Raw genomic sequence first — 23,815 nt, 5'->3', positions numbered from 1 at the left:
CGTGTTAAGGTGCTCTGCGGATGATTAAAGCTGCCCCCTTAAATGGGAAAGAGCCGTAAAACCTAGTGTTTACAAGAGTTAAAAGGACTTTTCAGGAACATTCAAGATTAAGTTATGGTGGAGGTGTCGTGTGAAAATTGGAACCGGTTCAATTCCCATATTTTGGAATGGGGAAAGGAGCTTTTGGCACTGGCTGCTTAATCTTTGATCGCTAGATTATTCAGTAAATATAAGGTTTCTTGAAAAGTATCTATCACAGTTAGGGAGTGGAACCTAAATATATAGGTTGGAGGTATAGAAACAAAATAGCAAGGAATAAGGATTTAAACTTACATAATTTAATTTGCTCACAATCCCTGGAATGTTTTCCATTCTGATCAGATAAACGATAAAATCAGATCTAGATGCAAGATCAATTAATCCAATAACAAGAGGCGTGTGTGACTGAAATTGTACTTTATACGGCTAAAGACGGGCATATTGCATTAGAGGTTAACCTTGCAAATGAAACCGTTTGGTTAACTATGAGTCAAATGGTACAGTTATTTGGACGTGACAAATCAGTCATCTCACGCCATTTAAATAATATTTTTAAAACCAATGAGTTAGAGAAAAATGCAACCGTTGCAAAATTTGCAACAGTTCAAAAAGAAGGCAGTCGAGAAGTTAAGCGTGATGTGGAATATTACAACCTTGATGCCATTATTTCAGTGGGCTACAGAGTAAATTCTAAAGAAGGCGTTCAATTCAGAAAATGGGCTAGTCACGTATTGAAAGAACATCTAATACGTGGTTATACGACTAATGATAAACGCCTATCTCAACAAGGTCTCCATGAGCTACAACAAACGATTGAATTATTACAAAAAACATTAATTAATCATGATTTGGTCAACGAGCTTGGTCAAGAAGCAATTCAAATTATATTGGCCTACACCAAAACATGGGATTTATTGCTTGGTTATGATGAAGACAAGCTAAAACTACCTTCACAGGGAAAACAAACTTTAGCAATATTAACTTATAAAGCTGCTTTATCAGCGATTGAATTATTAAAGCAAGATTTAAGTGCTCGTAAAGAGGCAACTAACTTGTTTGGAAAAGAACGGGATGGCGGATTAGATAGCATTTTAAATAATATTGAACAAACCTTCGGTGGAGAGCCTTTATATAAAACGCCGGAAGCAAAAGCAGCCCATTTATTATATTTCATTATCAAAGATCATCCATTTACTGATGGAAATAAACGAATCGGCAGCTTCATGTTCTTGCTTTATCTCAAATCACAAAATTTGCCGATTAAATTCAATGAAAATGGTTTGGTTGCTCTTGCATTACTCGTAGCGGAAAGTAACCCAAACCAAAAAGACATTCTTATTCGTTTAATTGTTAATTTGCTTGTTGATTAAAGCTATGACAGTGCCTTTAAAGAAGCGATAGAATAGTTTTATCCTAAAAATCAAGGTTTCTATGGAACGTAAATATCCATTAAAAGATGTAAAAAAACTTTACGCAAACTCGGCAGGTCGTTGTGCGATGCCTACATGCCGATTAAAGTTAATACTGCCTAATACTCAACCGTCAGATAAAGGCATTCAAATAGGTGAAATCGCCCATATTATAGCTCATAGTCCAACAGGACCAAGGCATAATAGTGAATTTGCTAAAGAGAAGCTAGATACTTATGACAACAGGATATTGCTTTGTCCCACTTGTCATCAAACTGTTGATGCTCAAGAATCACAATATTCGGTAGAAAAATTACATCAAATAAAAGCAGGTCATGAAATATGGGTTCATGAAAGGCTGGACGAAAGTATGTCCGAAGTAACATTTGCCGAATTAGAAATAGCTGCAAAAGCTATTGCCGCTGGCCATCATTTCCATGATGGGAGTTTTCATGTAATTCCGCCAGCAGAAAAAATTAAAAAAATGGATTATCTCAAGAAACAGCATCACTGATAACAACAGGTCTAAGTCGTAGTTCCGAGGTCAGTAATTACCTAATTAAGGCAGCTCAACTTGACCCTAATTTCCCTGAAAGACTCAAAAATGGATTCAAGACTAAATACTTGGATCTAAAGCAATCTTTTAACGGTGATGACTTATTTAGAGAGATGTTTGAATTTGCTAACTCTAAACAGTCCAACTTCAAACAACAAGCCGCAAGCTTAGCAATACTGACGTATTTATTTCAGTTATGTGAGATTTTTGAAAAATGATTATGCCAAACAAATTTTTGAGTGAACACGATGCCCTTATAGGTGTCGGCTCAGTTTTTCTTGATAAACTTGCAGTAGGTAAAACATTATCAACTCTTTGGGACGAAACAAAAGACATTTCAAACATCGGTAATTTTGAACGCTTCATTTTGGGATTGGATCTACTGTTTATTCTAGGATTGATTGAAGTAAAAATCGATAAAATTATCAAGGTAATATAATGATATACAAATTATACGCCAGTGATCCTCGTTTTAAATCAGTTGATTTTCAGTCAGGGGTGAATGTAATTATTGCTGATAGGAAAGAAGAATCTAGCGATAAAGATTCTCGTAATGGATTAGGAAAAACTACCTTTATAAACATTATGCATTTTTGTTTAGGTGCTGACCTTAACAAAAAAGATTTACCAATTGAAAAAATCGAAGATTGGATTTTTTTTATGGAGCTCGAAATTTATGGTGAAAAAATTACCGCCTCACGAAGCATTAGTAACCCTAACATTGTAAAAATTCAAGGAAACCCAACTAATTTCCCAGTTAATGTAGAACAAGACTCTAAAGACCAATTTCAGTTTTATAAAATTTCAGACTGGAAAGTCTTATTAGGGATGTGCCTTTTTGGTTTACCCGCAACACCTAAAGCCAAATATTCTCCTACATTCAGAAATTTAATATCCTATTTTATTAGAAGTGGTATTGACGCGTATAGCAAACCTTTTAGCTATTTTAGAGGCCAACCCGCATGGAGTATCCAAGTTCATAATGCATTCCTTTTGGGATTAAATTGGCTGCTTGCATCCACAGCACAGGAGATAAAAGATAAAAGTAAGGTGGTAAACTCTTTAAACTCTGCCATTAAATTTGAGATTGAACCATCAAAGGGGGAGCTAGAAGCAGAGCGTATCCATTTACAGCTTGAGTTCGATAAAGATAAGGCCTCTCTTTCAAAGTTTGAAGTTCATCCTCAGTATCAAGAACTACAAAAACAAGCAAATTATTTAACTCAAGAAATTCATGCCCTATCAAATAAAAATCTTATGCTACAGCGTAAACTAACCCGATACGAAGAGTCTATTCAATCAGAACAAGTTCCTAATGAATCCTCTGTAGAGCTGATATATAAGGAAGCTGGCTTATATTTTGGAAATGCTCTCAAGAAAACTCTAAAAGAGGCGAAAACTTTTCACAAAGAAATTATTCAAAATAGAAAAGATTTCTTAAAAGTCGAAATTGAAGCAATAAAAAATCAAGCTGCCCCCTTAAATGGGAAAGAGCCAAGATGTTACGAGATATTTCTAGCGGAAAAATTCAATTGGTGGAGGCGGCGGCTATTTAATTGATTAATCAATGTATTGTATTTAAATGGTTATTTTTATTATCAATAAAAATATACCCCCAAATGTACCCCCAGAGTTATTTGTTTAAACATAACTACTTTAATTATTACTTCTCTTTATAATGGTATAGATTCCTTGAGCACACATAAGAATCTTTCATAATACATACTATCGAGGTAATTAAGGTGCAGACTTTTTTTGACATATTAGATTTTTTTTCAAATAGCCCTTTTATAATTTATCCTGTTATCTTGCTATGCACTTTTTCAGCCTGCAGAGCAATAGGCCACTATTTTCCCAAGACAGTTAAATATTACAATGAAACCCCTTGGAAAATTATTATTACTTTCTGTGGGTCTATATTAGGGTATGCAATCTACCAGTCAATGCACATTATCTGTTCTAAAGAAATACAAACTCTTTTTCACATGTCTCCCAATCAACTTCCTCATACATTAAGCTTGCTAACATTAATGCTCTGCATACCTGCTTGGTTATTTGTCATTGGTATTTTTGTTAAAATAGGCTATTTATATACCGTTTGGCGAGATAAAAAGACTACTTTTTTTCGACATATGGGGCTCAATGTTCTATCTATAATCTGTATAGTATTCGCCTATAAATTTGCACTAAAACTGACCGAATCTCAAGAATTGATAAGGCAAATGGCTACTCATGTAGATTATCTCGACAAAAAATTTCTACCCTCAGTCTTTGCTCAACAAGAGGATTTTGATGGTTTTCTGATCATTGATGAACAAACTATATCTATTTATCAAAAAAATAATAATATCACTCGATTTAAGATCATAAAAAATACAGCATAAAGAAACCGTGATTAGTTTGGCTAACCACATAGAATCTTACCAGCAACCTTAATCCTACACCCAATGAGCCTAGAGCAGTTTATAGGTTTAGGCTCAATTTTAATATTGTATTTAAAGAATTATTTTTCACTCTTAGAAAAAATAATTTCTTGAATTGCAGGCTTATAATATTCAGCATGCCCTGATTTAATTATGAGATTATCAGCAAGCTTTATAGTTACAGCTGTATGAGTATGACCACATAAAACTAAAAACTGAATGTCAGCATGTTTTTTAACAAAACTCATAATCACATCGCCAGTTACTTTTGAAGCAAAATAAGGCAGCCAATTTTCATCACTTGGTTTATCCTTGTGCCAGCTACACTCAGGAAATGGTGGGATGTGAGTAGCAATGATTACTTTTTTAATATCAGTGTCAATTGCATCATCCAATGTCTCTTGCAAAACAGAGGCATCTGTATCAGCCAATTTTTGCATTTCCCTTTTTAAGGCCGACTTATTCAATAAAAAAGCTTGGTATAAATCAGCGATAAGACGGCTATCATTTAGATTTACCAAGCTATGATCAAAATCCCCATAACGCGCATCTGCCCACCCATCATGTCCAACTAACACAATACCGTCAGCTAATGTTAAAGTTTTAGGCTCCCCAAGCCAAATGAGCTTTTTATTCTGAGCACACAAAGTGTGAATTTTTTCACGTATATTATTAACGCTACTAAAGTAGTAGTCGTGGTTACCCAATACAAAATAAATAGGTTTATTTGCGTATGTGCTAAATTCTTGAAGAATTTCACACACATCTTTTGATTCAGCTATATCACCAGTAATCAAAATCTGATCTGCGCCAGTTTCGATTACCTGTTGGTAAAATTTCTTTCTTGCTTCAACCTTTAAGAAGTTGAGGTGGATATCAGTTAGCCAAGCGATAGTCATTATTTCACCACATCAATAATGGCATGTATCCGTGATTCAACGATTTTCTTTCGACTCTCAGATTCTATTGAATAGTTTAAATGCCCGGGTAACGCTTGGAGAAACTGATCATTACTCATTAATAGTCCAAATTCAGATGAAAGATATTGCTTTAAATTGTCTGATACGACTAAAACATCACTAGCGATTTCTGGCCGGCCATCCATTACTGAAATAATATCTTCCAAATCATGACTTAATAAAAAATCCTGCTTGCCACGATCCTTAAATGCTTCTAACTTGGTTGCTAAAAAATAAGGCGCTGAAATAACCTTTATATTTAGATTGTCAGAAATATTATGTTTGATAGAATTTTCTTGCGCATCTTTATACCATTTATTAGAAAAACCCAGAACACTTTTATCTATAGGCATGACATCAATTAAAATGCCATCGCAATCCCAACGGCATATAGGATGATCACCAGAAATTAGCTCTTTAAATCCTTTCTGGCGTAATTTCTCAGCAATAGCATAATAACTCGGCCTAGTGATGACATTGACTATACAATCAACATCCACTGTAAAACGTACATCAGGAGCCGCCTTATCTGTTATTAATAACCCAGTGATACAACCCCCGACAAAAGTTACTTCATCACATAAATCCCCAAGCCGATGTGCAATTAAACTAAGAGATTCGATATTTCTTTGAGCTGAACTTCTATTCATTTGCTACCTTTTAATAATGCTAATATTTTTTGTGAAGCAATTTGCCTTTCCCTTACGCGCCCAGAACGAATAGCATCAATTAGCGTTAATAAGTCATAAAATAGCGGATCTGGATGCTTTGCTACAGATTCAGGTACTGAAGAATATAATGGCTTTAGGGCAAGGCCACGCTCACTCCCTTCGCCATATGGCCACACAGGGATAGGATCATTACCAGCAATAATCTGATCGTTTAAGCTTGGAGCAGCATAGCTAGTAGGAATACCACGGACTAGCTCGCCTAATTTAGCAGGAAAGACATACTTTAATCCATGAACAAAAAACTCCTCACAAGCCTGAATAATAGGTTGTGGCTTGTTCGGAGGATGGTATGGTGTAATTAGACCTACTGCAACTAATCGCTTAAATGCACTGTTGATTTGCGAAGGACTCAAACACAATTCAAATGCAATACTATTTTGAGACCAGCTTTTATCTGTTTGGTAAGCCAAAAGTTTGGCTAGAACTACAATGTCTTGTGATTTAATCATTGAGCATTACCTTTCATTCCATATTCTAGAATTTAGAATAAAGAATGATTTTAGTCAACTATATAATGGGCTTGGACATTGTTGGTTTAATAAGGACCTTGACTACATTATTCTGCTCGCTATACTTCCTCTAGGTCGTCGATATCCCCGGTTATGAGTGGCCGAAAAGCGATACTCCAAAATAAAATCTGTTTGTAGTTAATCTTTATTAACTGCTGGCGGTTTTCCTTAAACGCTCATGAAAACGAAATTAAGACCAGCTTATTTAATAAGGAACTACAAATGTCCATTGCAAAACTTTGCGCGGATCATCTCCGGGTCATTTCCAACAATCGTGGTGTTAAACTAAAATCAGGACATGCTCATGAGCTTGTCGCTTCGTTCTTCGGTTACAAATCCAAAGCAGCTATGTTAGCAGATACCTCCTCTCCAATAGACCGGCTTAATCAGGCTCAGTTTCTTGTTCTGGCTCCTCCACAATTTATTGAACAACGTCGAAAATGCCTAGAAGATTTACCGTCAGATTTACCAGATAATTCGATATTAGGAGAAGAGCTGTTTACCTACTTAACATTAGAAAAGTATTTCTCAGGTAGGTCTTTTGCGGCATGGAAGCATCTTGCTGATATTCTTGCAACAGAGTATCTGTTAAAACACGCAAGCTCAATACTATCTATAAATTTTGGACTTAATGAAATAGCACACAGTAATTTCGACAAACCTACAGATGAATATACCCCTGTTCCAGATATTACAGGTAATGGGATAACACTTACGACTAAAATGCGCTACGCTGAAAATGATATTAACTCTCAAGCAATAGATATAATAGTAACAATCAAGCTGGAACGTATTGCCGGCCATATTGGCTATGCAAATCCTAATATTTCAGTTAGTACAGGAGGTTCTATATGATCTCCTCCCGCAAAATTAAACTGCCCTTTGGCTTGAATGAAAATAACTTGATTGCCCACATTGCTGACGTTGAAAGCGGTGAAAAATGCAACTGTATATGTATCGAGTGTAAATCCCCATTGATTGCGGTAAAGGGCCGAATAAAAGAACATCATTTTCGGCATAAAAATGTTACTGACTGTGAAGGAGGATTAGAAAGTGCTATCCACATCGCAGCTAAAAAAGAAATAATGAAAAGAAAGCAAATAACACTACCCCAATGCGTTTCCACTGCCTCAGCAACGGACTCAAGAGGAATAAAACATACGGAATATAAAACGATTGTTCAGGACAAGCAGATTATATCGTTTGATGATGTACAAGAAGAAAAAATATTACATGAAATGAAAGCTGACATACTGGCAAGTAAAGGTGACACACAACTTATTATTGAGATTTTTTATCGTCATAAGGTGGGCGAAGAAAAGATAAAAAAAATAAAGAAGGCAAACGTCTCGGCAATAGAAATCAACCTATCTGATCTAACACCAGAAGATGTAAAAAGTATGGAAACATTCTGGTCTCGCATTAATAATCCTATTTGTGTTCAATGGCTACATAATGTCAAAGCCCATAATAGTGTTTCAGAGCTTGTGAACCAATTGGGAGCAAAGATTAAAAAGTTAGAAATAGAATATGCACAAGAAGAAATCAGGAAACAAAAGAAAGAAGAGAAAGAAAAAAACCATCTCCTGCTAGCTCTAGAAGACTTAGAAGTACTTCGCAGTAAACAACACGCAATACAACTTAACCAAGAAGCTGAAATGCATCCTGCCTGGAAACTTCACAGCCAATATCTCCAGTTATCATTCATTACATTACCCAGTTTCCTGAATTTAGAAGTTCCTGACGGAGATTGGATTTTCGGTTGCGATAGACGTGTCTGGCAAACAGCTTTCTATAGTTCTTTCATTCAAAAAAATGGCAAACCATTTTGTATTAGAAGAGTTGACGAGTGGCTTAATAATAAAGCCAAGTGTGAAGTTCCTTTCACAACCAAAACTGTCGGGATATATGGCAGGCGCTATCCTGAACTTGTTCCTTCTGATGTTTCAAACAACCTACCATCAACATGGAGAACTTTGCAAAGTTATTTTAAACATCTATGCGAATTAAGAATGCTAGAATTTTCACCAAGCGAGGGAGGATGGAGTAAAGATTCTTGGTTTAGGATTATTAGAAGTGCAACCTAACATCAGGATATTCCTTTGCTCTAATGCTGGGCTTCGCAAGCTCAGCACCAGCCACGTTGATTATTACCTAAAAACTATTGTGTTTTTGATTCTATGATCAACTTATGTTTTAGAAACTTTGAAAATTATAGAATGCGTCTTACGATGCTTTGAGGATGATTAAAACTTCCCTCTTAAATGGGAAGAACCATGGTTTTTAGTGCTCGTTGATAGTCTTCTACAGTCTTAAATATTAGTGGGCGGAGGCTATTTAACATGAAATCTATGTGATTAAAAGTTAATGTAATTTTATTTTTACAGCTTGTAAGTACTTCCAGATATACCCCATGCTGTTAGGATTCTAGCCTTTAATTTTGTGTAACTTTTAAATTAGGATAGAAACTTGATTAGATATCAAAGCTTCTACAGGTGTATAAATATCAGCAGATAAATCAGGAGTATTAATAGTTACAATTAAACAATATCTGACTTTTGTATTTGTAGTGTTTTTAGTGGACATTTGCCCCCACCACCCGGTAACTGGGAAAACAGCGATTTGGCTACGCTCGGCCAAACTTACGGCCGTCCCTTCCCATATATCAGAATGAACACTGCCTTTAGATCTTAGCTTCTCTCCAAAAAACCATTCGGATGTATCCCCTTTAGAAGTGACACTCTTACTCCCTGACTCTTCATCCCAGCGCTTTTTATTAATTCTAGTAATGAATTCTTCTTCCGTTTCTAAAGATGTTTTAACATCAAACCGTAACCCGTGTGATTGATAACGAAATTTATTCATCCATCCGCGGCGTGCTGGATTTGGTTCAATAAAATATGAAAGAGTAACTTTCATTTTCACCATTGTTTCACCTAAAGATTTAAGTACCTCTATAGGCCAAGGTAAATCATGCATGTTTAGTTCATGAATCGATTTTGGCATGTAAGGACTAAGTTCATCTTGGGCGATTAGCGTTAGTGAGTTACTAGCACTCCATAAAGCACGCTCAATACTTGGAACACCATATCCACACATCCTCAGTAAAGACGCACGCTCGGTTTTATTTGAAATCGGATATTCTTTCCGCATTGTTTCTGTCCAGTCTGCCGAGTGAACCATTAAGCCACGAATTGTCTCTGGCCAAAATTGAGGGTATTTATTACTTATAACAGCTGCCATATGGGCTGCTTGAGCTGTCGCCGCACTTGTGTCTGCCATGTACGTAAATACTCTTACATTTGGAGATCTATCCGTAGAAAGCAGTGCCAAACTTTCAGGAGTATCCACATTTTCTCGAGTAGCATCGATTGCCATATTGCCACCTTCAAAGACCACATCAGGTTTTATTGGCCATTTACTCTCCCACGTTAATGACGTTGTAGTGGCAGGTGAAATCTGACCTGCATCAGCAAGTGGGGTCCATCCAGAAAAATAATGCTCAGATATATGAACTTTTTCCGTATAAGCCCCTACTGTTAGAGCATTCCAAGATTGTCCTGGATCATGAATACCATCGGTAAGATTTGATGATGGGAAATTTAGATAATTCTCACTTGAAGCATTACCAGCAGCAATAATTACGAGATGTTGTTTATGAGGAATAGTTTGGCCAACACAAATTTTATCAATTGCTGCTGACCACGAAGAAGGTTGTCCCCGATCACGACCATCTGTTGATGCAACAGCCATGCATATAATACGATTTTTCTCTGGTTCTTTTATCGTGACTCGGCTTATAGCTTCTTCTGTAATATGGCCATATAAGTCAGGGTGATTTTGAGTGATAGGCGGTAATATTTTAACGGATTCAATTTGACAGGGCACATTAATTTTTTCTGTACTTAACAATGTCTCACTTAAATCTTTATAAAGGACTAATCCAGCCATCCCTGTACCATGGCCATGATGATCATCAAGTCCCCATCCAGGATCGCAGGTGTGTAAGTTATCTTCCGTTAAAAATGGGTTTATTAAAGGGTGCTTGTTAGTAACCCCTGTATCTAAAATACTAACTATTACGTTTTGAGAGACAGGATTATCAATTAAACCTAACAAAGAGTCCGCCCACAACTTTTGTTCTTTGCAAGCCATTTGAAGAAAATCCCTAGTTGTTTCTTTAGCTCTTCTAATTTCAGAAATATAGCTAAATTTATCAATTAAGTTAGAAAGTTTTTCCGGGGTAGTATAGGCCAGAACAATATAACGATCGGGAAACTCTTGGTGCCGTATACTTAGGTGAATTTGGTTAAAATTGGCTAATTCTTTAAATTGCGGTACTGCTTCTGGTATAGCCATTAACCATATTTCCCACCAAATAGCTTGATGATGACCTGGAAATAGCTCTTCTAAGTCTGTCCATAAAGATTTTAATACTGCAATTTGAATACTATTTATACTAGAAACTAATTCATTATTTTTGGGATGGCCAGTTTTGGTATTTTCATCTCTATATTCCTTTATTTTTTTAATTAAAATTTGAATTTTATCATCAGGAACAAACACAGCAGCACTTACTTTTTCCTTATTATCTTTAATAGATTTCTTTACATTTAAGAGTTGAATCTTCTTTGATGGCAAATCAAGCCGTTCAAAGGCAAGATCAAAACCCTCCATACCTTCAAACTCAAGTATACTACCGTTGTGAATTGAATCAGGGGCAGCTTGATGAAGAGCTTCAATTTTTTTATAAAGAGCATTAAGTTGAGACAAAAGGCGTTCAGAGTGATCAAACCTATTCCTATCAGGATATTTTTTAGAAATAGGCGCTTGTCGTGTCGATGTATATGGCTCAGATTTAGCTCTACCTTGCAATAAAAAATGTTGTAGTTTATCCCGAAAATTAGCCATTAATTTCTCGGTTGTGAGAAACAACTTGTTCTTCTATATTATCAAGTATTATACGAGTGGATAATTGAATTGATTCCTCATTCAAAATTACAAATTTAATTGCATTTTCACAAACTTTACATATTTCAGCAAAACTTAAACCTTTGCTTTTTTCAGCCAAAATTGAAAAATCAATATTTTTCTCTGGAAACATAATTAAATGATTTCTAAAGGTGTCCTCAGCAAGTTTTTTATCAGGAATATTGTATTCAATTACATCATCAAAACGTCTAAACAGAGCTTTATCTAATAACTCAAGATTATTAGTTGCAGCTAAAATAATACTGGTTGAATTACTTTGCTCTAGAAATTGAAGAAATGAATTGAGGACTCTTCGTATTTCACCAACATCATTTTGAGAGGTTCTATGACTGCCAATGGCATCAAATTCATCAAAAAAATATACTCCTTTAATTTTATCAATGCTCTCAAAAATCATTCTAAGTTTCGCAGCTGTTTCTCCCATATATTTGGTAATAAGGCCATCTAAAAGAATGGTGTACAATGGTAAATGCAATTCACCAGCTAGAATTGAAGCTGTAAAAGTTTTCCCTGTACCAGGTGGTCCAAATAAAAGAATCTTTCTTCTAGGTTGCAAACCGTGTTCTGCTAACTTAGATCGTTGTCTGTGTTCTAAAAGTATTCTCTGTAGACGATTATATCTATTCTCAGGAACTATTAATTCTGTTAATTGATTTTTTGGATAGGAAACTGAAAGTAGACCAGCTAGCTCACCGCGAGGTTGACTTATATGGGAAACAGTATTTGTTTCATCTAATTTAAAACTTTGTTCTTTTACTTCATCTATCAAGATTCTTAGCTCATTAGCTAATCGAGAATGTCCTTGGCGCGCTGCTTGAGCAGCCATTTGCATAGCAACAGAATAAAAATGGCTATCATCCCGCCCAGCGTGGCTTTTAATTAAGGCTTTAATTTGTTCGGCGGTAGCCATTAGATCACCAAATCATTAAGGAATAGTATAATTTTAGCGAAGATATGTAATATTTGCACCGTTTTTGTTTGTATATCTAAAAGACTTTATTAAATTGAACGGCAATCATATCTTTGATTATTAGAATATACTCTCCGCATGATAGAATAGAGGAAAATACATTCAAGAGATTTTATGGGGATTCATCCAGATCTATTAAAAAATCATGTGTTTGCTGATGCTCCATCGAATTGGTTCATTCATGCGCAAGGATTCTACCACGCTGGATTAAAATTACTTGGGGCAAAAGCTACCAACCCAAATCAAAAATGTTTAAGTACAGAAGACGGTTTTTTCAATGCCTATTCCTATAAAATTGCAATATACCTGTTAGCTCATGCTATTGAATTAGCATTAAAAACTATAATTAGCAGCTATAACCTATCCAATCAAAATAATAAACTTAAGCCACCTGTTAATTATAGCCACAAGGTCACTAAAATGGTCGATGATCTAATTGAGACTAGTGTTTTATCCCTAAGCCAGGAGGACTATGAAACGATGCAATTAGTTGAAGAATACTTAAGATGGTTCGGTCGTTATTATTGCCCACATCCAAAAGATATAGAAGACACTTTAAAACAATCTTATACAAACCCAGATGAAAACGGGTTAATTGATTTTAAATATAAACTTGATTACAAGAAAACCCATAAAAAACTAATTAAACTCTATGATGAATTACGTCATCCTGGCGCAGAAAACGCTAATTTAACAATGCAATATCTTCTGCATACGCCCTAAATATAAGCCATCTTAGGTATCAAAAAATCATCCTTTAAATGATTTAATTAGGTTAGCTAACTCATCTTCTTCAGCATAAAAAAAAGCAGTAGGCACAGATAGTACCTCAGCTATTCTTTTCAATGTTGAATAATCAGGTGTATGCCTTCCAATCTCATAATGATTCATCCTTGCACTTGCGGAGAATTCATCCATACCCGCAGCTATGCCAAGTTTTTTTTGAGAAATGCCCATAGCTAGTCTTGCTTCTTTTAATCTTTTTGGAACAGGTGAGTCCAATCTTCTTCTCTAATAATTATTCAATACTTAGAGGTTCTAAGTTTTTTTAATTGCTAGATACTTAGGAATCCTATACATATCACTGCTAACTATATATAATGCGCTCAATTAGGCAGGATCGTCTGGTGAAAAATATAACGGAGAGATAATTTAAATAACCTAAAATTGAGGTAAACAAATGAAAATCATAATGTCAGTTTTATTAGTAATTGCTTCTTTTGGTGCATTTGCAGATATGTCAGGTGATTGGGATGCAATGGGTAATCCGATACAACATCCTCAGCCACAACCACAGCCTATAAATCCTCATCCTATACAAAGATAATCTTAATGTTGAATTAGTATTGTGTGCATGTGATAGCATCCATGTGCACAGTAGATTAGGAGCTCAAAAGTAAATACAGGGGGTTGTAATGAGCTATTCTAACAAAGTCACTATAAATGGCTTTGAGATAATTTTTAAGCGTGTGGAAGGTAACTTTGGATTTTTTTTAAATTTAGATAATGAGTTAATTAAGACAGCCATATCCGAATGCTCTCTATTATTCTTCAATACTCTTTTTGGTAATGAATTGCTTTCGATGCGTGAAACATTTGAAGCTCTTGAATGTTTTAATGATAAAGAACATTGTTTGGGGGAAGAGCCTTCGCCAAACAAACTTTATGAATTCAGCCAATTAAAGAAATTGCGCCACCAGGCTGAGCTTGTTTTAAATAGTGAATATGCAAATGATAACCAAAAACAAAACGCTTCTCATGCAATAAATGTATTGAATACAGGTTTATTAGAAAGAAAATGACCACATAAAATGCGGTTAATAGGTAGTAGAAATTAACTGCTATAAACACTTCGAGAGTTTATGCGCCATCGGAAGGCCTCTTTCAACCAAGTTCATCCTATTTCCTAATATGAAAGAATGGAATTGGTCTATGACAAATATTCACAATATTTAGTCATTGTGAATTCATTATGATCTCCTCCAGAATTCACTGGCAGAAGGATTAAGAAAACTGTGCACCACCGGACAACTATACCTCATGAAAAAACCCGGCTACCCCCACCCACCATCCTGCTAAAATGAAATTTGAATCTCGATTAGGGCAACTCAAACTCCTTAATAATTTTTTTGCTGCGTTGAATCGCTTGCCTAACTTCAGATCTAAAAGCTTTAGCTTCTGCGGTAGTTTCTCCGTGCTTTAAAGCATTGTGATTGTATCTTGGTGCTCCAGAGCCTTGTGCACCCCCATGAACACGACATCTTTTTTTCCCTCTAATAGCAGGACATTTGCAAGGTTTACCATCGTTGCTTTTTGTTCTGGCTCCACAACGTCGCGCATATTCAAACGCATAACATTTTTTCTCGGTTCTTGAGGTTGTTTTCATATTTTTTCCTTGTCACCCAGCCCCCTATGAATATTTCCCACAATAGCTTGGCCGCCTTGATGCACTTCTACACGTTCAACAGTAATCTTCTGTCCTCCAATGCCTTGCAGCTTAGCAAGTAAATTCGCCTGCTGTACAAAGCAATTAGAAAGCTTTATTGCCGAATTAATATATTGTTTTTCGAGCTTGATGTTATTAATGTTTTGCGCATAACACATGGTTTTTTGTTGTAGCTTATGTATGGATAGCATTTGTGCAGCGAGCATTGATTGCATACCATTATTTGCATTTAGTTCCTTTATAGCTTCATTGGTAAATTGCTTGGCCTCATTAAGATCGAAATTTTCATCTTTATAGCTATTGTTGGCTAAAGCATTTTCATGAATTAAGATCTGCTTAAAACTATTGGTTTTTACAATCTTTTGATCATGCTCGGTAGCTCCTTGTACATTAACTAATTTGGACATGGTTTCTCCGGTGTCTAGTAATTAATTGTTCTCTTAACCATTCATTAGCAACACGTCTACCAACATTTTGCTTTTTATGTTGAATGGGTTCTCTATTTGAAAAGAGTTGCCAATGCATAGTGTATTGGCTCAGAAGCTCATTTAATGCTGATGATGGAATCCCAAAACATATTGTTTTAATCCAACGCTTATCATCAGGAAGTAATGCTAGGTTGTGCTCCTGTGCAAAAACAAAAAAATCGTCAATTGTTTGGCAACTTTTACTTAGTTTTTGAGGGCTAAAAGTTTCCAAACAATGAGCGGATAGTTTCCTCTTTGTTTCCAACGAAGTTTCCGAGGAAACCGCTTTGCCTGATTGAGATATCGCTTGGAAATCAATTTTTTTGTTTCCACCCAAGTTTTCTAAATAACACCAAAAATTTCTAGTTTCTTTTCCTAGGGGCAAACAACTGGAAACCTGTTCGTTCATCATATTAATCATTTGGGATTTATTACCCCTAATGCTTTACCCTTTTTAAAGAGCTTACTTACATATCCTTTTGATAATTCTAATTCTGTAGCCACTTCTGTTTGGTTTAAGCCTTGATTAGCAAGCTCGATAGCTCGATGATAATTGCTGTCTTCTAAGGCTTCATATTTCCAGCCCTCGTCTGTAAGCCAACAGTACACAGGATTAACAGCCTCCCCAACCATGCCCCTAGCTTTTTCGAAGTGCAACTCAAAGCAAGCTCCAGAAGATGGTTCGTAATCAGAGGGATGTTTTAAAAGAATTGATGTATCTAGGATATCTTCACGCTTACTGGTTCCACGCTGTGTACCGCTTTTACCAGCGTGGTGGATAAATAATACGCTTTTACCTTGTCGCCTTAATTCTAAAGCCAATTGTTGAAGAGGAAACCAACTTTGAGCTTCATTTTCTTTACTACAGCCGCCTAAAGTAGAAATATTATCAATAATAATTAAATCAGCTTCATCAGTGTATGGACGAATTACATCCTGTCCAGACTCAGTACTTAAATCAGGCATAAATCCATGCTGAAGGTCGGGAGTTATTATACGAGGCTGCTGCATGAGTGTGCTTGGTGTAATTCTTCCCATAATTTTAGAAAATCGTTCCTGCATGACATTGGCAGGCATTTCTCCATCGATATAAAGTACTTTTGCCGGCTTAGGAGCATTAAAGGATAGAAAGGGGATTCCGCATGCTACAGCCATTGCAATTTCAAGTGCAAAAAAGGTTTTACCTACACCACGCTTGGCATAAACCATGCAAATACCTGCTTTGGGTAGCCAAGGCTCTAATAGATATTCTCGAGGTGGTAAGTCCATTAATAAAAAATCATTTAACGCTACAGTTACTAATCCAAAGCGTTCTTCATCTATCGAGGTTTTTATTGCGTTTAATGCATCGCTACTCATGCTCTGATCTCCCGATTAATCTGCATACAATAGAGATCGTTAAAATCAGTTAACTGCATGGGGTTACTATTCAGAAACCTCGGTATTCTCAATGTACCATTAATTGATTTCGCAGCATTTCTAGCCTTCTCAAGACCAACCTTATCTGCATCAGCACATATTACTAACTCTGCACTGGGAAGTTTTTTTCGTATATTAAGAGCAACGCTTTCCAAATTACCTGCATTACAGGCAGCTATCACACAAGAATCCGAATAAGCCTCGGCAAGAGTTGCTCCTGTTGCGAAACCTTCACAAATTAGAATAGGAATATCAGATTGAGGGCGATACTGAATAGGGATAAAATGACCTGCAATTCTCCCATTCAATAAAAATCGTTTATCGCCATTGAGTGAGATATATTGCAAGCTCCAAATATTTCCTGCGAGATCAATAATCGGCAAAACTAGCCTCTTATCCTGTTGGTGGGCATGAAAAGGCTTAATGCATTTACGTAATAGATAGGGGTGGCTTGAACCTGCGGGAGAGCAATTATAATAAATATTTTTAGCCAATGTAGCTGCGTTTTGGTGTGCTAATACTCTACATTCTTCTTGTAGTTTTTTAGCTGCTTCTATCTTTCGGTTAAACTCTCCTCGCTCTATGTGATTCATCTTATTATAATTCTTGGCAGTCCATTTTTTATTAATACCGCTTTTCCAATTCCCAAATGCTCCTGATGGATTAGAACCTTCATAAAAAACATACCAACCATTTTTTGAATGATGCTTATCCCCCTCAATGTGAAAACGATAAAGTCGACCACCACCTATAATCTGTTTAGGAGGAATGATTCCACTATTAAGCATTTCATCTCTGAAATTGTCCCTTGCATCCTGCATCTATATCCTCCTAAATCTCATTGGCATTTATTTGTTCACCTTTTTGGATTTGTTTCCTTATCCAATTGCTTACATCCTCTTCTAGCCATCCTACAGCTCGGACACCAAGAGATATGGATGAAGGAAACTCCCCTTTAGAAATTTTTAAATAGATAGCCGAACGACTTAATCCTGTTCGATTTTGAACCACAGGTAATCTGATAATTTTTAATGAATTGGATGCTTCATAGTTTCCATGTACTGCAGTGGTCATCTTTAATCCTCATAGTGTTTTAATAGACACTCATATTGGACTACAGGCGAAAATGAGGCGAAAGAATTTTTTTACATCAAAAAAGAAATTTAAAATCAATAAGTTAATGATAAAAATGGATTTTCATTTAAAATTTCTTCTACTTTTTTAATTTTAACATTTTAAAACTTCGTTCTATGGTCGAAGGTGGGTAATAGCCTTTATTTTTCTTCTTAAGATAAAAAGGATGATTATTTTTTAAATAGGCATGAATTATTTCTGAAAGTTGTTTCTTATTTAAATCGGGATACTCCATTTGTTTTTGTTTCGCAACCTCTCGCCATTTTGCTAATCTTACTTCATCGGAAGGCAAATGAGTTTTTTTACACGCTAAAAGAGCTTTGGCAATGTGCGGATAACCCTCACGAAATGGGGATTTAATTTTTTTAGATAATTTAGAAAAAAATATAGCTACAGCTTTGATACAATCGGGATGAACATCGATGCCAATAATAAAAGCCCTGTTTATATAAAAAAAGATGTCCCTAGTGTATGCTCGCATACGATCATCATTAGTTATTTTATTTATCACCGAATCAATACTAGCGTCTAATATTTTTATAATGCGTGGAGCAATGGGATTAATAGAAATTGTTTTAGCAGGATCCAACCCTAATATAAGTGAAGCAGCAACTTCAGCTTCACATTCACCAAAGCGCATAAATTCTTGATAAAAATTTTCTTCTATCACTTAACGGCCTCTATTTTTAATCTATCCAAGTAATCAGCCCAATCCTGCATCATCTTTCTGCGATCAGGTAAATGAGCAGTTCTGTTATAAGCGCGACCATTAGGATCGCGAACCGCATGTGCAAGCTGATGTTCAATAATATCTGGTCTGACTCCTAGAACCTCATCAAGTAATGTACGTGCAGACGCTCTAAAACCATGTCCTGTTGCTTCTTCTTTACTGATTCCTAGACGGCGTAGAGCAGCTAAAATAGCGTTATCGCTCATTGGGCGAGAATTACCTCTGGCCGAAGGGAAAACAAACATGCCACGGCCAGTAAGAGGGTGAAGCTCTTTTAATATAGTCAAGGCTTGTGATGCGAGAGGTACGATATGAGGAGTTTCTGTTTTTGTAACAATATAGCTCCATTGAGCCGTGTCAAAATCAATATCTTCCCATTTTGCATGGCGTAGCTCTCCAGGTCGCACGAATACCAATGGTGCTAAGCGCAAGGCGCAACGCACTATTAATGAGCCTTCATAAGTATCAAAAACTTTAAGTAACTCACCAAAACGCTTGGGATCAGTTTGCGCTGCAAAATGTTTGGTTTTTACAGGAGGTAACGCGCCCTTTAAATCTTGTGAGTGGTCTCGGTCAGCTCGTCCGGTAGCAATCGCATAGCGGAATACCTGGCCGCAATTGCTTAATGCTCTGTGTGCTGTTTCTAAAGCTCCACGCTCTTCAATTCTTCGAATCACTTCTAGCAATGTAGGTGGCGTTACTTCTGATATAGGTTTATTTCCAATCCAAGGAAAAATATCTCGCTCAAATCGCTGAATGATTTTATCACCATGACTTTTTACCCAATTGGCAGAATGCTTTACAAACCATTCTCTAGTGACTATTTCAAAGCTATTGGTTAAACGCTCACCATCAACTTTTTTCATTATCTTACGGTGTTCGCCGGGATCAACATTATCTGCAAGTAACTTTCTAGCGTCATCTCGCTTCTCTCTAGCCTTGGCAAGGGAGACATCAGGGTATATTCCTAAAGCGAGTAGTTTTTCCTTGCCACCAAAGCGGTATTTCATGCGCCAATAGCGGCTTCCGTTTGGAGTGACATAAAGATATAAACCTTTCTCATCTGAAAGCTTAAACGCTTTCTCTTGGCTTTTGGTGGTACGTACTTTGACATCAGTTAATGCCATTTGGGGGTATCTCCTTCACAACTTGTCGAAGTACCCCCAGATATACCCCAATAAAGTAGTGGTTGTTGGGGGTACTTATTAGACGTTATGGGATGGAGATTAAGGCATTAATCCTTATAGATCAAGGGTTTTAAGATGGTATTGGATGTTCTTGGAAGTATAATTGGTGGAGGCGGCGGGAATCGAACCCGCGTCCGCAAATCCTCTGCCTTCAGCTCTACATGCGTAGCCGTGTCTATTAAATTTAACTGTGGCCTCTCCGACGGGCAGGATAGTACACAGCGATTCCCTGAATTTCGCATCTTAACCCGGGATGGATTAGGACACTAGCTTATCTTCTATGACCGTTGATTCGATACCGATAAGCGAGCTCGGTCAACGGGGCACCGGGGTTTAGGCCAGTACACGTTGCATCTACCAAAATTGATTAAGCTGCAATAGCGTCGTCAAAGTTAGCTTCTGCGAAGTTTGCATCGTTTGCATTTATATTTATTTGAGTCTGATTTACGAGAGTTCTCATGCTCGGCATGCACCTCTGGTTTTGCAACCCACGTCGAAGCCAGGTCGCCCCCAATTTGTACACTTTAAGTATAACATAAAATAACAAGGTGGAATCATCTTGATGATTAAATTTTCCTGAATACTTGGAGCTGTTGATATTTTAATCGAAAATCCAGATGTGCAGTGGCTTATCCACCACATCCACGGCTCCCCGCTCAAGGCGTGGGAGCCATGGAAAGAAGAGTTCAATCGGTACTCTTTACCCGAACGATGGAGCTATAGGAGCATACCTGGCTAAAGAATACCATTATGACGAAGCAGCGCATCTACCGTAGCATCACGGCCTCTGAATTCTTTATACGCTTCAGCGGCTTTCTTCGCCCCGCCAACTTCCAGAATGCATTTCAGAAAATCATGGCCGGTTTGTTGATTGAAAATTCCATCTTCTTCAAATCGCGAAAATGCGTCACTGGATAATACTTCTGCCCAGCTGTAACTGTAATATCCTGCGGCATAACCGCCACTGAATATATGACTGAAGCTGTGTTGGAACCTGTTGTAGGGGGCAATGGGAATAATATTCGTTTTTGAACGTACGTCTGCAAGGATGTCATTTACTAACGAACCGTTGTTCGCCTTATATTCTTGATGAACACGAAAATCAAACAAAGAAAATTCCAATTGTCGCAACATAGCCATAGCCGATTGGAAATTCTTCGCGGCCATCATGCGCTCGAACAATTGCGCAGGTAGCGCCTCACCGGTATCGACATGCGAGGTAAGCAAAGACAGTGCACTTTGCTCCCAACACCAGTTTTCAAAAAATTGGCTGGGTAATTCAACTGCATCCCACTCCACTCCGTGAATTCCTGAGGCACTAAGGTAGTCTACCTGAGTCAAAAGATGGTGCAAGCAATGGCCAAACTCATGAAACAAGGTCACTACTTCATCATGAGATAATGTTGCTTGTTTGTTGGCTGAGGGTTTGGCAAAATTGCAGGTTAATGTTGCAATAGGAAGCTGAATTGTTCCGTCCTCCAGCTGCCTACGGCTTTGCAAAGCATCCATCCAGGCACCGCCGCGTTTATTCGGTCTGGCGAATAAATCAGTATAAACATAACCACGCACCTGGTTGTGTTCATCAATAATCCCATAACACTGCACATCCTTATGCCAGATATCTACACCTGGGATTTCTTCTATAGTCATTCCATAGAGTTTTTTTACGATAGAGAATAACCCTTGCATGACTTTAGTTTGTGGGAAATAAGGACGCAGATCTTCTTGTGATAGAGTATAAAGTTCCTGTCTTCTTTTTTCAGATAAATAAGCGACATCCCAAGGCTTCACAGGCGCCAGATTAAATTGCTCTTTAGCAAACTCTTCTAACTGAGCAAATTCGCCTTTAGCCTGATTTTTGGCTCTACTCACTAAATCAGTCATAAATTCAAGAACCTGATTAGTAGATTGTGCCATTTTTGTTGCTAAAGATAATTCAGCATAATTATTAAAGCCCAGCAATTGTGCCGTTTCATGGCGCAATTCGAGTATTTCGTTGATTAAATTCGTATTATCAAAAGTACCTGCATTAGGTCCTTGCTCGGAGGCTCGGGTCACATAAGCATAATACATTTCTTCGCGCAGCACTCTGTCTTGTGCATAAGTCATCACTGCCTGAAAGGAGGGATACTCCAAAGTAAGCACATGCCCTTCAAGGCCTTGTTCCACGGCTAATTCCTTTGCCGTATTTAATGCATGTTCAGGCAATCCAAGCAAGCGATTGGCATCTGTAATATGGATAGTAAACGCTTGGGTGGCATCCAGAACGTTATTACCAAATTGATTAGATAATTCAGCAAGTCTCGCTTGAATCTGTTCAAAACGTTTTTTATTTTCCGTAGATAAAGCCACTCCTGATAACTCAAAATCCAACAGGCTGTCATCAAGTATTTTTAATTGGGTCTTATTGAACGAGCTTCTATCTACTGCTTTGATGGCTTCATATAATTTTTGATTTTGGCCAACAGCAGCGTCATAAGCTGATAACAAAGGCAAACACTCATCAAAACATTCACGCAATTCTGCTGAATCCATGACGCCATGCAAATGCGACAAAGGAGACCAAAACCGCTCCAGAGAGTCGGACAGGTCATCCAATGGATACATTAAATTTTCCCAGGTGTAATGATTGTTTTCTTTGAGTAACGTCTCTATTTGTTCTAAATGACCTTTCAATAAGGCATCCAGGTGAGATTTGAATCCGGCTGCATCGATGTGACTAAACTGGGGCAATCCAACAGGGGCTGACATGTTATACCTTAATTAGATAATAGTGCTAGAAAGCATAGCATATCCACCGATAAGTGCTCCAGTGCATCATAAAATCAATAGTGACAGAGCACAAAAAAACATCCCATTTTAACCGAGAAATAGAGAGCTATCTAAGAACCAGATACCATCTAATAAGCTGGGACCATATCGTCGAAAAGGTCTAACTCATCTGGTACGGGTATTATTGGAGGCGGCGTATCATTTTTTCTGGCAAATAAGCCAAATTGAGTGACTCCGGAGGGTTTTTCCACATTATCATTAGGCCGATAACTTTCGACAACCTGATTAAAAGTGTAGGTCAATATCCAGGTTAGAATGATTAAAACAGCACCGATAAAAGGCACCACAGGGTTTGTTGCAAGTAACGGAAGTCCAAGACACATGCCCACGAATACAACAATCGTTCCAGCAGTATGCGAGCCCAAACGGAATTGTTCAAATTCAATACGATGATCCATATAGTGAAGATGTTCTTTGATTGCATCCCTTTCTTCATCACTACCAGCATTTCGATACAAAGTACTGTATTCTTCGCGCAGTTCATAAAGGCGATTCAACTCAATATAAGCACGTAAACTGGCATTGACTACATCGAAAGCAAATGCGGCTAAAGTTAAATAAATAGATGCGGGAGCTAATCCACCAACTAATACAAAGCAATTCAATAAGCCAACCGTCACCCATACTATATCATTACCTAATTCAAACCAGCGCCGTTGCAACTGCGCCAGCAAACGAACGAGCCATCCCATATTTTCTTCGGGTTCATCCATCCAGGGTCCCGGTATAAGATGTTTCGCCAGCAAAAATAGATTGGCAGAAAGCCTAGGGATAAAGAAACACCAGGAAAGATAAGCAAAAAAAGGATTGGTGTATTTATCCATCAATGCAACAAATTCTTTGAACATGACAAAGCCGGTTCCGACCGTATTCAACAAGTTTAAGAATCTTTTGCTGCGCGTAATCAGCAATCTAAACCAATTGGTCTGCGCGGTGTCTTCGCGGATGAGTTGGGTCAAAGACTGTCCAGAGGGAACAGGAATTTTTACATCGAGCAAAGAAAAAGTATAGC

26 protein-coding genes and 1 other RNA gene are annotated in these 23,815 nt (G+C 37.2%); 10 read left to right on the top strand and 17 right to left on the bottom strand.

Going from position 1 to position 23,815, the window contains the following annotated elements; genetic code table 11:
* Window positions 1-440: 440 nt before the first annotated feature.
* The 5 genes from rhuM to Q0495_RS14945 all read left to right on the top strand — a co-directional run bounded on the left by rhuM (window position 441) and on the right by Q0495_RS14945 (window position 4,388).
* Window positions 441-1,409 (top strand): virulence protein RhuM/Fic/DOC family protein, encoded by a 969-nt coding sequence (rhuM, locus tag Q0495_RS14965; protein WP_298627709.1) that lies wholly within the window; start codon window positions 441-443, stop codon window positions 1,407-1,409.
* Between the two features lie 61 nt (window positions 1,410-1,470).
* Entirely contained in the window at window positions 1,471-1,962 is a 492-nt protein-coding gene (locus tag Q0495_RS14960; RefSeq protein WP_298627707.1) for an HNH endonuclease, read from the top strand.
* Window positions 1,963-2,224: 262 nt separating this feature from the next.
* Window positions 2,225-2,443: an ABC-three component system middle component 6 gene (locus Q0495_RS14955; protein WP_298627706.1), complete on the top strand. Its 219-nt coding sequence runs from the start codon at window positions 2,225-2,227 to the stop codon at window positions 2,441-2,443.
* Window positions 2,443-3,564 carry a hypothetical protein gene (locus tag Q0495_RS14950; RefSeq protein WP_298627704.1) on the top strand — a complete coding sequence of 374 codons (1,122 nt, stop codon included), beginning with the start codon at window positions 2,443-2,445 and terminating at the stop codon, window positions 3,562-3,564. Before Q0495_RS14955 ends, Q0495_RS14950 begins: the two co-directional genes overlap by 1 nt.
* Before the next feature lie 383 nt (window positions 3,565-3,947).
* Window positions 3,948-4,388 (top strand): hypothetical protein, encoded by a 441-nt coding sequence (locus Q0495_RS14945; protein WP_298627702.1) that lies wholly within the window; start codon window positions 3,948-3,950, stop codon window positions 4,386-4,388.
* A 119-nt stretch (window positions 4,389-4,507) separates the two neighbouring features.
* Here the strand turns inward: Q0495_RS14945 and Q0495_RS14940 are convergent, their stop codons facing one another.
* From Q0495_RS14940 to Q0495_RS14930, 3 genes are read right to left on the bottom strand one after another with little or no spacing between them, the layout of a single operon-like run.
* Complete coding sequence (locus tag Q0495_RS14940; protein ID WP_298627700.1) at window positions 4,508-5,326, bottom strand: metallophosphoesterase; 819 nt, start codon at window positions 5,324-5,326, stop codon at window positions 4,508-4,510.
* Entirely contained in the window at window positions 5,326-6,036 is a 711-nt protein-coding gene (locus Q0495_RS14935) for a hypothetical protein (RefSeq protein WP_298627699.1), read from the bottom strand. Before Q0495_RS14935 ends, Q0495_RS14940 begins: the two co-directional genes overlap by 1 nt.
* Window positions 6,033-6,566, bottom strand: coding sequence for a helix-turn-helix domain-containing protein (locus Q0495_RS14930; RefSeq protein ID WP_298627697.1), 534 nt, complete (start codon window positions 6,564-6,566; stop codon window positions 6,033-6,035). The genes Q0495_RS14935 and Q0495_RS14930 overlap by 4 nt, the downstream gene beginning before the upstream one ends.
* Window positions 6,567-6,848: 282 nt before the next feature.
* Between Q0495_RS14930 and Q0495_RS14925 the strand changes: the two genes are divergently transcribed.
* Window positions 6,849-7,481, top strand: a complete 633-nt coding sequence (locus tag Q0495_RS14925) for a hypothetical protein (protein WP_298627695.1) — start codon at window positions 6,849-6,851, stop codon at window positions 7,479-7,481.
* Entirely contained in the window at window positions 7,478-8,713 is a 1,236-nt protein-coding gene (locus Q0495_RS14920) for a competence protein CoiA family protein (protein ID WP_298627693.1), read from the top strand. Before Q0495_RS14925 ends, Q0495_RS14920 begins: the two co-directional genes overlap by 4 nt.
* A 364-nt stretch (window positions 8,714-9,077) precedes the next feature.
* Here the strand turns inward: Q0495_RS14920 and Q0495_RS14915 are convergent, their stop codons facing one another.
* The gene (locus Q0495_RS14915; RefSeq protein WP_298627692.1) at window positions 9,078-11,537 is read right to left on the bottom strand and encodes a S8 family peptidase; all 2,460 of its coding nucleotides are present in this window, start codon (window positions 11,535-11,537) and stop codon (window positions 9,078-9,080) included.
* On the bottom strand, window positions 11,530-12,528 hold the full coding sequence (locus Q0495_RS14910; protein WP_298627690.1) for an AAA family ATPase: 999 nt from the start codon (window positions 12,526-12,528) through the stop codon (window positions 11,530-11,532). Before Q0495_RS14910 ends, Q0495_RS14915 begins: the two co-directional genes overlap by 8 nt.
* A gap of 174 nt (window positions 12,529-12,702) precedes the next feature.
* Between Q0495_RS14910 and Q0495_RS14905 the strand changes: the two genes are divergently transcribed.
* Window positions 12,703-13,311 (top strand): hypothetical protein, encoded by a 609-nt coding sequence (locus tag Q0495_RS14905; RefSeq protein WP_298627688.1) that lies wholly within the window; start codon window positions 12,703-12,705, stop codon window positions 13,309-13,311.
* Between the two features lie 27 nt (window positions 13,312-13,338).
* On the opposite strand, the gene Q0495_RS14900 is transcribed toward Q0495_RS14905, so the two are convergent.
* Window positions 13,339-13,590 carry a helix-turn-helix transcriptional regulator gene (locus Q0495_RS14900; protein ID WP_298627686.1) on the bottom strand — a complete coding sequence of 84 codons (252 nt, stop codon included), beginning with the start codon at window positions 13,588-13,590 and terminating at the stop codon, window positions 13,339-13,341.
* Window positions 13,591-13,768: 178 nt separating this feature from the next.
* Here Q0495_RS14900 and Q0495_RS14895 point away from each other — a divergent pair, with 178 nt between their 5' ends.
* Both Q0495_RS14895 and Q0495_RS14890 read left to right on the top strand, forming a co-directional pair.
* Window positions 13,769-13,915 (top strand): hypothetical protein, encoded by a 147-nt coding sequence (locus tag Q0495_RS14895; RefSeq protein ID WP_158307887.1) that lies wholly within the window; start codon window positions 13,769-13,771, stop codon window positions 13,913-13,915.
* 88 nt (window positions 13,916-14,003) lie between these two features.
* Entirely contained in the window at window positions 14,004-14,390 is a 387-nt protein-coding gene (locus Q0495_RS14890) for a hypothetical protein (protein WP_298627683.1), read from the top strand.
* Window positions 14,391-14,686: 296 nt separating this feature from the next.
* Here Q0495_RS14890 and Q0495_RS14885 read toward each other — a convergent pair whose 3' ends face one another.
* From Q0495_RS14885 to Q0495_RS14835, 11 genes are all read right to left on the bottom strand, one after another.
* Window positions 14,687-14,974, bottom strand: coding sequence for an HGGxSTG domain-containing protein (locus Q0495_RS14885; RefSeq protein WP_298627681.1), 288 nt, complete (start codon window positions 14,972-14,974; stop codon window positions 14,687-14,689).
* Window positions 14,971-15,441, bottom strand: a complete 471-nt coding sequence (locus tag Q0495_RS14880; RefSeq protein WP_298627680.1) for a hypothetical protein — start codon at window positions 15,439-15,441, stop codon at window positions 14,971-14,973. The genes Q0495_RS14885 and Q0495_RS14880 overlap by 4 nt, the downstream gene beginning before the upstream one ends.
* Window positions 15,425-15,913, bottom strand: coding sequence for a hypothetical protein (locus Q0495_RS14875; RefSeq protein WP_298627678.1), 489 nt, complete (start codon window positions 15,911-15,913; stop codon window positions 15,425-15,427). Before Q0495_RS14875 ends, Q0495_RS14880 begins: the two co-directional genes overlap by 17 nt.
* A gap of 5 nt (window positions 15,914-15,918) precedes the next feature.
* Window positions 15,919-16,860, bottom strand: a complete 942-nt coding sequence (locus tag Q0495_RS14870) for an AAA family ATPase (protein ID WP_298627676.1) — start codon at window positions 16,858-16,860, stop codon at window positions 15,919-15,921.
* Window positions 16,857-17,741, bottom strand: a complete 885-nt coding sequence (locus Q0495_RS14865; RefSeq protein WP_298627674.1) for a toprim domain-containing protein — start codon at window positions 17,739-17,741, stop codon at window positions 16,857-16,859. Before Q0495_RS14865 ends, Q0495_RS14870 begins: the two co-directional genes overlap by 4 nt.
* A gap of 10 nt (window positions 17,742-17,751) precedes the next feature.
* Window positions 17,752-17,994 carry an AlpA family transcriptional regulator gene (locus Q0495_RS14860; RefSeq protein WP_298627672.1) on the bottom strand — a complete coding sequence of 81 codons (243 nt, stop codon included), beginning with the start codon at window positions 17,992-17,994 and terminating at the stop codon, window positions 17,752-17,754.
* Window positions 17,995-18,133: 139 nt separating this feature from the next.
* Complete coding sequence (locus Q0495_RS14855; protein ID WP_298627670.1) at window positions 18,134-18,724, bottom strand: hypothetical protein; 591 nt, start codon at window positions 18,722-18,724, stop codon at window positions 18,134-18,136.
* Complete coding sequence (locus Q0495_RS14850) at window positions 18,721-19,911, bottom strand: integrase arm-type DNA-binding domain-containing protein (protein ID WP_298627669.1); 1,191 nt, start codon at window positions 19,909-19,911, stop codon at window positions 18,721-18,723. Before Q0495_RS14850 ends, Q0495_RS14855 begins: the two co-directional genes overlap by 4 nt.
* A 164-nt stretch (window positions 19,912-20,075) precedes the next feature.
* Window positions 20,076-20,483, bottom strand: a transfer-messenger RNA (tmRNA) gene (gene ssrA, locus Q0495_RS14845).
* Window positions 20,484-20,706: 223 nt separating this feature from the next.
* Window positions 20,707-22,722 carry a M3 family metallopeptidase gene (locus tag Q0495_RS14840; RefSeq protein WP_298627667.1) on the bottom strand — a complete coding sequence of 672 codons (2,016 nt, stop codon included), beginning with the start codon at window positions 22,720-22,722 and terminating at the stop codon, window positions 20,707-20,709.
* 149 nt (window positions 22,723-22,871) lie between these two features.
* The coding region (locus Q0495_RS14835) for a hypothetical protein (protein WP_298627666.1) at window positions 22,872-23,815 on the bottom strand (944 nt) is incomplete at its 5' end.

The organism is uncultured Legionella sp. (assembly GCF_937871865.1).
Classification (GTDB): domain Bacteria; phylum Pseudomonadota; class Gammaproteobacteria; order Legionellales; family Legionellaceae; genus Legionella.
The sequence above is the reverse complement of the archived record's forward strand: the minus strand, read 5'-3'. Positions and strand labels throughout refer to the sequence as shown.

What these genes read in the sequence shown, in the direction of transcription:
- Q0495_RS14960 (WP_298627707.1), top strand. Translation starts at nt 1,471, where the DNA reads ATGGAACGTAAATATCCATTAAAAGATGTAAAAAAACTTTACGCAAAC.
- Q0495_RS14955 (WP_298627706.1), top strand. Translation starts at nt 2,225, where the DNA reads ATGCCAAACAAATTTTTGAGTGAACACGATGCCCTTATAGGTGTCGGC.
- Q0495_RS14950 (WP_298627704.1), top strand. Translation starts at nt 2,443, where the DNA reads ATGATATACAAATTATACGCCAGTGATCCTCGTTTTAAATCAGTTGAT.
- Q0495_RS14945 (WP_298627702.1), top strand. Translation starts at nt 3,948, where the DNA reads ATGCACATTATCTGTTCTAAAGAAATACAAACTCTTTTTCACATGTCT.
- Q0495_RS14940 (WP_298627700.1), bottom strand. Translation starts at nt 5,326, where the DNA reads ATGACTATCGCTTGGCTAACTGATATCCACCTCAACTTCTTAAAGGTT.
- Q0495_RS14935 (WP_298627699.1), bottom strand. Translation starts at nt 6,036, where the DNA reads ATGAATAGAAGTTCAGCTCAAAGAAATATCGAATCTCTTAGTTTAATT.
- Q0495_RS14930 (WP_298627697.1), bottom strand. Translation starts at nt 6,566, where the DNA reads ATGATTAAATCACAAGACATTGTAGTTCTAGCCAAACTTTTGGCTTAC.
- Q0495_RS14925 (WP_298627695.1), top strand. Translation starts at nt 6,849, where the DNA reads ATGTCCATTGCAAAACTTTGCGCGGATCATCTCCGGGTCATTTCCAAC.
- Q0495_RS14920 (WP_298627693.1), top strand. Translation starts at nt 7,478, where the DNA reads ATGATCTCCTCCCGCAAAATTAAACTGCCCTTTGGCTTGAATGAAAAT.
- Q0495_RS14915 (WP_298627692.1), bottom strand. Translation starts at nt 11,537, where the DNA reads ATGGCTAATTTTCGGGATAAACTACAACATTTTTTATTGCAAGGTAGA.
- Q0495_RS14910 (WP_298627690.1), bottom strand. Translation starts at nt 12,528, where the DNA reads ATGGCTACCGCCGAACAAATTAAAGCCTTAATTAAAAGCCACGCTGGG.
- Q0495_RS14905 (WP_298627688.1), top strand. Translation starts at nt 12,703, where the DNA reads ATGGGGATTCATCCAGATCTATTAAAAAATCATGTGTTTGCTGATGCT.
- Q0495_RS14895 (WP_158307887.1), top strand. Translation starts at nt 13,769, where the DNA reads ATGAAAATCATAATGTCAGTTTTATTAGTAATTGCTTCTTTTGGTGCA.
- Q0495_RS14890 (WP_298627683.1), top strand. Translation starts at nt 14,004, where the DNA reads ATGAGCTATTCTAACAAAGTCACTATAAATGGCTTTGAGATAATTTTT.
- Q0495_RS14885 (WP_298627681.1), bottom strand. Translation starts at nt 14,974, where the DNA reads ATGAAAACAACCTCAAGAACCGAGAAAAAATGTTATGCGTTTGAATAT.
- Q0495_RS14880 (WP_298627680.1), bottom strand. Translation starts at nt 15,441, where the DNA reads ATGTCCAAATTAGTTAATGTACAAGGAGCTACCGAGCATGATCAAAAG.
- Q0495_RS14875 (WP_298627678.1), bottom strand. Translation starts at nt 15,913, where the DNA reads ATGATGAACGAACAGGTTTCCAGTTGTTTGCCCCTAGGAAAAGAAACT.
- Q0495_RS14870 (WP_298627676.1), bottom strand. Translation starts at nt 16,860, where the DNA reads ATGAGTAGCGATGCATTAAACGCAATAAAAACCTCGATAGATGAAGAA.
- Q0495_RS14865 (WP_298627674.1), bottom strand. Translation starts at nt 17,741, where the DNA reads ATGCAGGATGCAAGGGACAATTTCAGAGATGAAATGCTTAATAGTGGA.
- Q0495_RS14860 (WP_298627672.1), bottom strand. Translation starts at nt 17,994, where the DNA reads ATGACCACTGCAGTACATGGAAACTATGAAGCATCCAATTCATTAAAA.
- Q0495_RS14850 (WP_298627669.1), bottom strand. Translation starts at nt 19,911, where the DNA reads ATGGCATTAACTGATGTCAAAGTACGTACCACCAAAAGCCAAGAGAAA.
- Q0495_RS14840 (WP_298627667.1), bottom strand. Translation starts at nt 22,722, where the DNA reads ATGTCAGCCCCTGTTGGATTGCCCCAGTTTAGTCACATCGATGCAGCC.